This window comes from Sediminivirga luteola, assembly GCF_014639315.1.
GTDB classification, from domain to species: Bacteria; Actinomycetota; Actinomycetes; order Actinomycetales; family Brevibacteriaceae; genus Sediminivirga; species Sediminivirga luteola.
The window spans coordinates 37,972-48,244 of sequence record NZ_BMFY01000015.1 but is presented as its reverse complement, the minus strand read 5'-3'; the positions used below and the strand labels follow the sequence as shown (position 1 = coordinate 48,244).

Genomic DNA, 10,273 nt, shown 5'->3' with positions numbered 1-10,273 from the left:
TATGGCCGGCACGTCTGCGCGCCCGGCACGATGGGCGGCGTCCCTGCTGGCACGGCTGCTCGCCGGCGCGGTGCTCTGGCTGGCCATCACTGAGGGCAGTCCGTCCGCATTCGGCTACGGCGCCGTCGCGGTGCCGCTCTGCGCGGCGGCCAGCTACGCCATCACAGGTGCTCCCGGCAGGAGGGATGGCGCTGGCAGCGCGGCCCGGCGCAGCCTCGGCGCCCGCGCCCTCCGGTCGGCCGGCGCGGTGGCCGGACTATCCGGATGGGTGCTGTGGCGCTCCATCGCCGGCGGGCTCGACGTCGCACGGCGCGCCCTGGCCTTACCAGCCGCGGACATCGACCCGTACTGGACCAGCCACACCACCCGGCTGGGCACCACGGGCGGACGGGTGGCCCTCGCTTTCGTCCTCAATCTCATGCCAGGCACCCTCTCGGCGCAGCTGGAGGGGAACCGCATCGCGGTGCACGTGATCAGTCCTGAGATCGACCTGCGCCGCGCGGTCTCGGAACTCGAAAGCCGGATCGCGCGCGTGACCGGGGAGGACGACCGGCGCACGGGGTGATGCATGAGCATTCGCGCATAGTGGGCGGACGGCCATCGACACGACAGGCCGTACCCACGTAACGTCGCAGGCACAGCACGAATAGAGAGGAGCACCAGCATGAAGGCACTCACCTGGCAGGGAATCCGCTCCGTCACCGTGGACACCGTGCCCGATCCGATCCTCCAGCAGCCCGATGACGCGATCATCGAGGTCACCTCCACCGCGATCTGCGGCTCCGATCTCCATCTCTACGAGGTGCTGGGACCGTTCATGAACAAGGGCGACGTGATCGGCCACGAGCCGATGGGCGTCGTCGTCGATGCCGGTCCCGAATCAGGCCTCTCCCCCGGCGACCGCGTGGTCGTCCCCTTCCAGATCGCCTGCGGCGACTGCTACATGTGCCGCCGGGGATTGCAGACCCAGTGCGAGACCACCCAGGTGCGGGCGCAGGGCATGGGCGCGGCGCTGTTCGGCTACTCGGAGCTCTACGGCTCCGTCCCGGGCGGTCAGGCGGAGTTCCTGCGGGTTCCGCACGCCGGCTACGGGCCCGTCAAGGTGGGTGCCGAGCTCCCGGACCACCGCTACCTGTTCCTCTCCGATGTGCTGCCGACGGCGTGGCAGGCGGTGGCCTACACCGGGCTGTCCGGCGATGCCGACCTCGCCGTCCTCGGACTGGGGCCCATCGGCCAGTTCTGCGCCCGCATCGGCGTCCACCTGGGGATGCGTGTACACGCCATCGACCCGGTACCCGAGCGGCGCCAGATGGCCGCCCGGCACGGCGTGACCGTGCATGACATGGGCGAGGAGGCCATCGGCACCATCCGCGAGGCCACCGGGGGCCGCGGTCCCGACGCCGTCATCGACGCCGTCGGGATGGAGGCGCACGGATCGCCGGTGGCGAAAGCCACCCAGCTGGCCACGGGTCTGCTTCCCGACGCGGTGGCGCAGAAGGCCATGGAGACCGCCGGGGTGGACCGGCTCGCCGCATTGCAGACCGCGATCGAGCTGGTGCGCCGCGGCGGCACGATCTCGCTTTCCGGCGTTTACGGCGGTCAGGCCAGCCCGCTGCCGATGCTGACGCTGTTCGACAAGCAGATCGAGCTGCGGATGGGCCAGGCGAACGTCCGCCGGTGGGTGGACGAGCTGCTGCCACTGGTGGAGGATCCGGCGGATCCTCTCGGGGTGGACGACTTCGTCACGCACCGGCTCCCGCTGACGCAGGGACCGGACGCCTACGAGATGTTCCAGAAGAAGACCGACGGCTGCATCAAAGTGGTCCTCGACCCGAAAGGATGATGCCGCAATGGCTCAGGACAAGAACTCAGGACCGAACGCGTTCAACGACCCCACGCACCCGACGAATGCCGGCCACGCCGGGAACGTCGGGCCCGGCGACGACGACTCCGCACCGGAGCAGAGCCAGGGGCGCAATCCGAACATCGACCCTTCGCCCGCCGGCACGACGGGACTGGAAAGCGGGGGCGGCGTACCGCCCGGCGAGACCCCGCCGGAGTCCAACTCGGCCACGGCGTCCTCACCGCATCCGACCGCCGAGGGGCCGCCCAGCTCGCGGATCCCGGTGATCCTCATCTCGGTGGTGGTCGCGATCGCCCTGCTGGTCTTCATCGCGTACATCATCGGCCTCTGGGGCTGAAACGACAGGCGGCTGCGGTCCCCTTCCGAGGAGGGGTGCCGCAGCCGCCGTCGTGTCTCATCGACGCCGGGTCGCGTCCTGGTGCTCAGACGTCCTCGTCCACCCAGTCGAAGGTCCGGGTGACGGCCTTGCCCCACAGCCGGAGCCGGCGGGCCCGCTCGGACTCGTCCATGCGCGGCTCCCAGCGGGTGTCCTCCTGCCAGTTGGCCCGCAGCTCGTCGAGGTCCTTCCAGAATCCCACCGCGAGCCCGGCCGCATAGGCCGCGCCCAGCGCCGTGGTCTCGGCGACGACCGGCCGCACCACGGGAACGCCCAGCACATCGGCCTGGAACTGCATCAGGGTGTCGTTCGCGGTCATGCCGCCGTCGACCTTCAGCTCGCTCAGCGGCACCTGGGCGTCCGCATTGACCGCCTGGAGGACCTCCGCGGACTGGAACGCGGTGGATTCCAGTGCCGCCCTGGCCAGGTGGCGCTTGTCGACGTAGCGGGTCAGCCCGACGATCGCCCCGCGGGCGTCCGGCCGCCAGTGCGGCGCGAACAGGCCGGAGAAGGCGGGCACGATGTACGCCCCGCCGTTGTCCTCCACCTGCGTGGCGAGGGTCTCCACCTCCGGGGCGCTGGAGATGATGCCCAGATTGTCCCGCAGCCACTGCACCAGCGAGCCGGTCACCGCGATGGAGCCCTCCAGGGCATAGTGGGTGGGCTGATCGCCGAGCTTGTAGCCGATGGTGGTCAGCAGCCCGTTCTCGGAGCGGATGATCTCCTCGCCGGTGTTGAAGATGAGGAAGTTACCGGTGCCGTAGGTGTTCTTCGCCTCGCCCTTGCCGAACGCGGCCTGGCCGAAGGTCGCCGCCTGCTGATCGCCCAGGATGCCGGCGATGGGCACTTCCCGCAGCAGGCTCGCCGGCGCGGCGTGCCCGTAGATCTCGGAGGAGCTCTTGACCTCGGGGAGCATCGACCGGGGCACGCCGAAGGCGGCCAGGATCTCCTCGTCCCATTCCAGCGTCTCCAGGTTCAGGAACAGCGTGCGGCTGGCGTTCGTCACATCGGTGACGTGCACGCCACCGTTCGCGCCGCCGGTGAGGTTCCACAGCACCCAGGTGTCGGTGGTGCCGAAGATCAGGTCGCCGGCCTCGGCCTTCTCGCGGGCGCCATCGACATTCTCCAGGATCCACGCGATCTTGGTGCCGGAGAAATAGGTCGCCAGGGGCAGGCCAACAGTGTCCTTGAAGCGTTCCACCCCGCCGTCGGCGGCCAGCCTGTCCACGATGTCCTGGGTGCGGGTGTCCTGCCAGACGATGGCGTTGTAGACGGGCCGCCCCGTGGTGCGGTCCCACACCACGGCGGTCTCGCGCTGGTTGGTGATGCCGATGGCCTCGATGCTGTGCCTGGTGATATCGGCCTTCGCCAGGGCCAGGCCGATGACCTCACGGGTGTTGCGCCAGATCTCCATCGGGTCGTGCTCCACCCAGCCGGCCCGGGGGAAGATCTGCTCGTGCTCCAGCTGGCCGACGGAGACGATGTTGCCCTGCTTGTCGAAGACGATGGCACGCGTGGAGGTGGTGCCCTGGTCGATTGCGATGACGTAGTCCGCCATGTGTCTCACTCCTTTGTCGTAGACGGTGCGGGTGTCGCTGGTTCTGTCGTAGACGGTGCGGGTGTCGCTGGTTCAGACGATCGGCAGCAGCGCCGTGGAGGCCAGCCCGGCGAGGCCGCCTCCGATCAGCGGTCCGGCGACGGGAACCCAGGAATAGGACCAGTCGCTGCTGCCCTTGCCGCGGATGGGCAGCAGAGCGTGGGCGATGCGCGGGCCCAGATCGCGTGCCGGGTTGATGGCGTAGCCGGTGGGGCCGCCGAGGGAGGCACCGATCGCCACGACGAGCAAGGCCACCGGCAGGGCGCCCAGCGCGGCGAGCCCGGCCGGGGACTCCAGCTCTCCGTCGCCGGCGCGGCCGAAGCCGAGGACCACGAAGACGAGGACGAAGGTGCCGATGATCTCGGTGACGAGGTTCCAGCCGTAACTGCGGATCTCCGGGCCGGTGGAGAAGACCGCGAGCTTGAGCGCGGGATCGGCGGTCGCGTCGAAATGCTTCTTGTAGGCCAGGTAGACCAGGCCGGCGCCGAGGATCGCGCCGATCATCTGCGCGCCGATGTAGGCCAGGATGGAGAAGGCGTCGACCGGCACGCCGGGGGCGAATTCGGTGGCGCCGCTGGTGACGATGCCCAAGGTGACGGCCGGGTTGAGGTGGGCGCCGGAGGCGTAGGCGACCGTGACGCCGGCGAAGACAGCCAGGCCCCAGCCGAAGTTGATCAGCAGCCAGCCGCCGCCTTCGCCCTTGTTCTTGGCGAGGACCACATTGGCGACGACGCCTCCGCCGAGCAGGAGCAGCATCGCCGTGCCCACGACCTCGGAGAGGAACACTGTTCCTACGGTGATGTCCACGTTGACCTTCTTTCCTCTTCTCCGACGGCACCGCTCTGTGCCGTCGCGGGCGCGCTGCCTCCCGGCAGTGCCGGCCGCCCGTGCCCGCGGGTAGGCGCGGGCGGCCGTCGTCTCAGGACACCCGGTGTGCCCGGTCTTCCTGGTTTTCCTGGAGCTGGGCCTCCCCGGTGCCGTGGGCCGGGTCCGCCGCGGTCCCGGAGCCGAGCGCCGAGGCCACGCCGTGCCGCTGCGCGAGCAGTACCGCCAGCCGGTGGACCTCCTCGTCGCGGCGCTCGGCGTCCCAGCCGAGGACCGGCGCGACGACGTCGGCGACCTCAGCGAGGACGGCCGCGTCCGCCCGGCCGGTGAAGGCCAGGGAGGTGCGCCGCTGCACCAGATCGGCCAGCTGCACGACGGACTCGTGCCGGGCCAGATAGCGCAGCTCGGTGTCGGTGTAGTCCGGCGCCGAGGTCAGCGGCTTCTCCCCCTCGCGGGCGATCGCCTCGATCAGCCGGGCGGCGTAGGTGCCGTAGCGCTCCAGCAGCGTGAGCGCCCGCGCGCGCTCCACACCGGGATGCTCGGCAAGCCAGTTCTCCCGCTCGCGCTCGCTGCGCGGGTAACCGTCGCCGCCGCCGATGGGCCGCTCGGCGGTGCGCTGCCGCCTGGGCCGGCGCAACCGGGCCAGGACCTCATCGGACAGCTGCTCGCCGAGGGCGCGGAACGTCGTCCACTTGCCGCCCACCAGGGACAGGGTCTTCACGCCGTCGACGGCCGAGGGGACGATCCGGTAGTCGCGGGATACGAAGCCGGGCTGGGTGTCGCCGTGGCCGGGCAGCGGCCGGATCCCGGAGAACCGGTAGACGATCTGGGAGCGGTCCACGGGGATGTCCGGGAAGACGTGCGCGATCAGGTCGAAGAAGTAGTCGACCTCCTCCTCGGTGCACAGCGCCGGTTCGGCCGGGTCGGCGTCGATGTCGGTGGTGCCCACCATCACGCGGCCCTTGAGCGGGTAGATCAGTACGATGCGGCCGTCTGAGTGCTCGAAGAAGAGTTCCCGGCCGTCGGTGGCCTCCAGCAGCTCGGGGTTGTCCAGGACGATGTGCGAGCCCTTGGTGCCGCCCATATAGGAGGTGTCCTCACCGAGGGCGCGGTTGGTCAGATCGGTCCACGGCCCGGAGGCGTTGACCACCAGATCGGCGTCGAAGGCGAACTCCTCGCCGGTGCGGTGGTCCCGCAGCAGCACGCCACCGTCCTCGGCGCCGACCGCCTCCACGTAGTTCACCGCGCGGGCGCGGTCCCCGCCGGCTTCCAGCCCGTCGCGCAGCACGTCGAGGGCGAGCCGCTCGGGGTCGTGCATGGAGGCGTCGTAGTAGGTGGCGGTGTACTTGATCGAGGGGTTGAGCCGGGGTAGTTCGGCCAGCGAGGCCTTCCGGCCCTGGAACCGGTGCCGGGGTACGGCGCGGCCGCCGCGGGAGAAGAAGTCGTACAGCACGAGGCCGGCCTTGATCAGCACGGCGCCGCGCTCGCTGGGCTTGCCCTGGCGGTGCGTCAGGAACCGCATGGGGGCGTTGAGCAGCCCGGAGAACGTGGTGAAGATCGGCACCGTGGTGCGCAGTGGCTTGACGTAGTGCGGCGCCAGCGAGATGAGGGCGTTGCGCTCCATGACCGATTCCCGCACCAGCCGGAACTCGCCGTTCTCCAGGTACCGGATCCCGCCGTGGATCATGTGGCTGGAGGCGGCCGAGGCGCCGGAGCAGAAATCGGCCCGTTCGACGAGGGCGACATCGACGCCCTGCAACGCCAGGTCGCGGAAGGTGGAGATTCCGTTGATGCCGCCGCCGATGATGAGGACCTCGGCGTTCGGACGTTCGGTCAGGCGCGCAATCGACTGTCCGGTCAGCGCTGGGACGGTGGCATCGCCGGGGTGCCCTGAGCTGGTCACGTGGAGACTCCTTTATCTGTGTACCCGCCGACATGAGCCGGATCCGCTTACGGTCCGGTGTCGTGTGATCGATCATTCAGCTAGATTCACGAAGAGAGCAAGACAAATGAACGGATGTGCAATGGCCGCTACGAACTCGGCGAGCTCCCTGCCCCGCCGCACCCGGGACGCGTTGCTCGCCGCGCAGATGTACTACTTGCAGGATCTGACCATGGACACCATTGCCCGGGAGCTGGGGACCTCGCGCTCCACCGTCTCCCGGCTTCTCAGCCATGCCAGGGACACCGGCCTGGTGGAGATCACGGTGCATTCCCCGCTGGAGGAGCCGCGCCGGATCGAATCGGAGGTGCGGCGGCGCTTCGGGGTGACGGCCCACGTCGTCCCCACGCCGGACCGGATGAACGAAAGCGACCGGCTGGAACGGGTGGCGCTGACCGCTGCACGGATTCTCGGCAGCTTCTTCGACTCGAATATGAACATCGGCATCGCCTGGGGGTCGACGATGACGGCCATCAGCCGGCATCTGCGCTCGCATCCGACCCACAACTCCAAGATCGTCCAGCTCAACGGCGCGGCGAACCCCCACACGACCGGCCTGCTGTACGCCTCGGAGATCCTGGATCGCTTCGGGCGGGCGTTCGGGATGTCGGTGCAGCAGTTCCCGGTCCCGGCCATCTTCGACGATCCGGCCACGAAGGAGGCGCTGTGGCGCGAGCGCAGCATCCGGCGGGTCCTGGAGATGCAGCAGGCGCTCGATGTGGCCCTGTTCGGGCTGGGTTCGCCGTTCTCCGGGGTGCCCAGTCACGTGTACAGCGGCGGATACCTGGACGAGGAGGATTTCCGGGCGCTGGCCGAGGCCGGGGTGGTGGGCGATGTGGCGACTGTCTTCTTCCGCGCCGATGGGACCGACGATGGCATCGCGCTCAATCAGCGTTCTTCCGGCCCGGACCTGGAGACGCTGCGGCGGGCGCCGCGCCGCATCTGCGTGCTGGCGGGGGAAGCGAAGCTCGCCGCTCTTGAGGGGGCGCTTCAGGCCGGGTTGATCACCGATCTGATCATCGACGCGACGACGGCCCGGAGGCTCGTTCCCTCGGACCGGGACCGCGCTCGCCGCTGATAGCGGACCGCGACGGCGGGCGCTGCGTTCGCTCCGGCGTGACTTCCCGGACGCCCCCGCCTCAGCGACTTACGGGACGTTCCTCATCCGGCGCAGACCGGGGCCTCGTCATCCGGCGCAGGTCGGGGCCTCCTCATCCGGCGCAGACCGGGGCCTCGTCATCCGGCGCAGGCCGGTGCCGGGGCCTCGTCATAGGCGCGGAGGTAGTCGTCCCAGCGCGTGATGTCGTCGGCCGCCCAGTACAGATCGGCGAGGCCTTCGGCGACCAGGACCAGGCCGGCATCGACGCCCTCGGGCGTGTCGGCATAGCGGAGCAGGCGCCCGTAGCGATCCCGGTCGCCCTGGGCGGGGTCGGGGACCAGGACGATCTGGTCGCCGATCAGCTCGGCGAGGCGTTCGCGCGCCTCCACGGCGCAGGGCTCGTCAGCGGTTCCGCCTCTGCCGAGTTCGGGTGTGTCGATTCCCAGGAGCCGGACCCGTTCGGTCTCCCCGCCGAGGTCCACCCGGATGGTATCGCCGTCGACGATGGCCACCACGGGCACGGCGGAGGGACGCTCCCCGGCCCCGCCAGGCACCTGGCATCCGCCCAACAGCACGCCGAGGATCACCGCGAGACACGTGACGGCGGGCGCGGGCAGGGCTTGGGTTCTCCGGACGGTCACCGGCTCATGGTACCGGCGCTGGTGCCGGGATCGCGCCGCGCTTCCGCGGTGGCGATCACCGCGCGCGCCGTGAGGCTGACGGCACGGCCGGGGTCCCGGGCGAGTTGGGACGCTGCCGGGGCGAGGCACCGGTCGAGGTGAGGCACGGTCGGGGCGTGGCGCTGTCGGGGCAGGAGACGTACTGCGGCGGCACACTCCTGAGCTGCACCGCAACGGCGTCGTTCTCTGTATGCCGCCACCCCGGTGACACCACCGGACCAAATCTCGTCTATCCTTGGAACGGCCGGTTGACGCGGCACGTCCTGTCCGAGGGACGAGGCAGCCGCGCACACCACAGGCCTTTCTCCAGCGGAGACTCAGCGCGGACCTGGAAGGGGTGAGCATGATGGCAGACCCATGCAGTCGATCTTGCCAGCGCCCCCAGGACCCGGTCGCGCGCCCGTGACCCTGGGACATGCGCAGCCCCGTTCCCGTAGTCACATGCGCGCCTGTTCCCAGCGCCGAGGAAGGTCTCTGCCATGCACGCTGCCCTGGATGTCGAGAAGATCCGTGAGCTGATCCAGTCCCGCGATCTGGCCCCGCTCGCGGCCAAGGTCCGCTCCCTGCCGGTCCCGGCCGTCGTCGCCGTCCTGGATTCCCTGACCATCGACGACGCCGCGGTCGTGTTCCGGATGCTCGGGAAGGACCAGTCGGTGGAGGTGTTCGACGACCTCGACTCCGGGACGCAGGCGGACCTCATCTCCGAGCTGGGCCACAGTGAGATCGCCGATGTCTTCGCCGCGCTGGACCCCGAGGAGCAGGCGTGGCTGCTCGACGAGGTGCCCGCCGCGGTCGCCCGGCGGCTCGTCTCCTCCCTCGACCGGGCGGAGATCGAAGCGGCGATGAACCTGCTCGGCTATGCGCCGGGCTCGGCGGGCCGGCGGATGTCCCCGGAGGTGATCCACACCTCGCCCGCGGAGACCGTCGGCGAGCTGCTGGCGCGGGTCAGGGGCCATGAGGACGGCATGGACATGCTGTGCACCATCCCGGTGCTGGAACGCGACCGCACCCTCGTCGGCCAGGTCGACCTGCTGGAACTGATGCGCCACTCCGATGACACCGAGGTCGGGACCGTCATGGTCTCCGAGCCGGAGTTCGCCCGCACGGACGACGACGGGGAGCAGGTGGCCCGGCACGCGCTGGACGAGGGCATCCTGCTGCTGCCGGTGGTGGATCGCGAGGACAGGCTGGTGGGGATCCTGCCGATCGCCGATGCCGCACGCATCGACCGCGACGCCGTCGCCGAGGACCAGGCTCGCGCCGGCGGCACCGAGCCGCTGCGGCGCTCGTACCTGCTCACCCCGATCCGCCAGGTGGCCCGGGCGCGGATCGTCTGGCTGCTGGTGCTGGCGATCTCGGCGGTGCTCACGGTGCAGGTGCTGGATCTGTTCGAGGCGACCCTGGCGCAGCAGGTGGCGCTGGCGCTGTTCATCCCCCTGCTGATCGGCATCGGCGGGAACACGGGATCCCAGGCGGCGACGACCGTCACCCGCGCCCTGGCACTCGGGGAGATCGAGATCAGGGACGGCTGGAAGGTGGCGTTCAAGGAGATCCGGACCGGGCTGCTGCTCGGCGGGCTGCTGGCGTGCCTGGCGTTCCTGATCGCCTCGCTCTTCTACGGCACCGACATCGGCGCGGTGATCGCCCTGACGCTCATCTTCAACTGTCCCATCGCCGCGACCGTCGGCGGCGTGGTCCCGCTCGTGGCCCGGGCCTGCAAGGTGGACCCGGCGGTCTTCTCGACGCCGTTCATCGCCACGTTCTGCGACGCCAGCGGCCTGCTGGTGTACTTCTCCGTCGCTATCCTGGTCCTGGGCCTGTGACCGCGTGCCGTGTCACCAGCGCTCTACCGCGCAGCCGTCATGCGGCGCGGTTGAGGGAGGATGCGGC

General features: G+C 70.1%; 9 protein-coding genes. 5 read left to right on the top strand and 4 right to left on the bottom strand.

Going from position 1 to position 10,273, the window contains the following annotated elements:
• Position 1: 1 nt before the first annotated feature.
• The 3 genes from IEW13_RS14595 (at position 2) to IEW13_RS17565 (ending at position 2,201) form a co-directional block, all read left to right on the top strand.
• Positions 2–565: a Na+/H+ antiporter subunit E gene (locus tag IEW13_RS14595; RefSeq protein WP_188551660.1), complete on the top strand. Its 564-nt coding sequence runs from the start codon at positions 2–4 to the stop codon at positions 563–565.
• A 99-nt stretch (positions 566–664) separates the two neighbouring features.
• The gene (locus IEW13_RS14590) at positions 665–1,843 is read left to right on the top strand and encodes an alcohol dehydrogenase catalytic domain-containing protein (protein ID WP_188551659.1); all 1,179 of its coding nucleotides are present in this window, start codon (positions 665–667) and stop codon (positions 1,841–1,843) included.
• A 7-nt stretch (positions 1,844–1,850) separates the two neighbouring features.
• Positions 1,851–2,201, top strand: a complete 351-nt coding sequence (locus IEW13_RS17565) for a DUF6480 family protein (protein ID WP_229745204.1) — start codon at positions 1,851–1,853, stop codon at positions 2,199–2,201.
• Positions 2,202–2,286: 85 nt separating this feature from the next.
• On the opposite strand, the gene glpK is transcribed toward IEW13_RS17565, so the two are convergent.
• The 3 genes from glpK to IEW13_RS14570 all read right to left on the bottom strand — a co-directional run bounded on the left by glpK (position 2,287) and on the right by IEW13_RS14570 (position 6,565).
• A complete protein-coding gene (glpK, locus tag IEW13_RS14580) occupies positions 2,287–3,798 on the bottom strand; it encodes a glycerol kinase GlpK (RefSeq protein WP_188551658.1) in 1,512 nt (503 codons plus the stop codon).
• Between the two features lie 72 nt (positions 3,799–3,870).
• On the bottom strand, positions 3,871–4,593 hold the full coding sequence (locus tag IEW13_RS14575; RefSeq protein WP_229745215.1) for an MIP/aquaporin family protein: 723 nt from the start codon (positions 4,591–4,593) through the stop codon (positions 3,871–3,873).
• Positions 4,594–4,756: 163 nt separating this feature from the next.
• Positions 4,757–6,565 (bottom strand): glycerol-3-phosphate dehydrogenase/oxidase, encoded by a 1,809-nt coding sequence (locus IEW13_RS14570; RefSeq protein WP_373283585.1) that lies wholly within the window; start codon positions 6,563–6,565, stop codon positions 4,757–4,759.
• A gap of 121 nt (positions 6,566–6,686) precedes the next feature.
• On the opposite strand from IEW13_RS14570, the gene IEW13_RS14565 reads away from it, so the two are divergent.
• Entirely contained in the window at positions 6,687–7,682 is a 996-nt protein-coding gene (locus IEW13_RS14565) for a sugar-binding transcriptional regulator (protein WP_188551657.1), read from the top strand.
• A 158-nt stretch (positions 7,683–7,840) separates the two neighbouring features.
• On the opposite strand, the gene IEW13_RS17560 is transcribed toward IEW13_RS14565, so the two are convergent.
• Complete coding sequence (locus IEW13_RS17560; RefSeq protein WP_229745203.1) at positions 7,841–8,344, bottom strand: thermonuclease family protein; 504 nt, start codon at positions 8,342–8,344, stop codon at positions 7,841–7,843.
• Between the two features lie 518 nt (positions 8,345–8,862).
• Here IEW13_RS17560 and mgtE point away from each other — a divergent pair.
• Entirely contained in the window at positions 8,863–10,206 is a 1,344-nt protein-coding gene (mgtE, locus tag IEW13_RS14555) for a magnesium transporter (protein WP_188551655.1), read from the top strand.
• Positions 10,207–10,273: the final 67 nt, after the last annotated feature.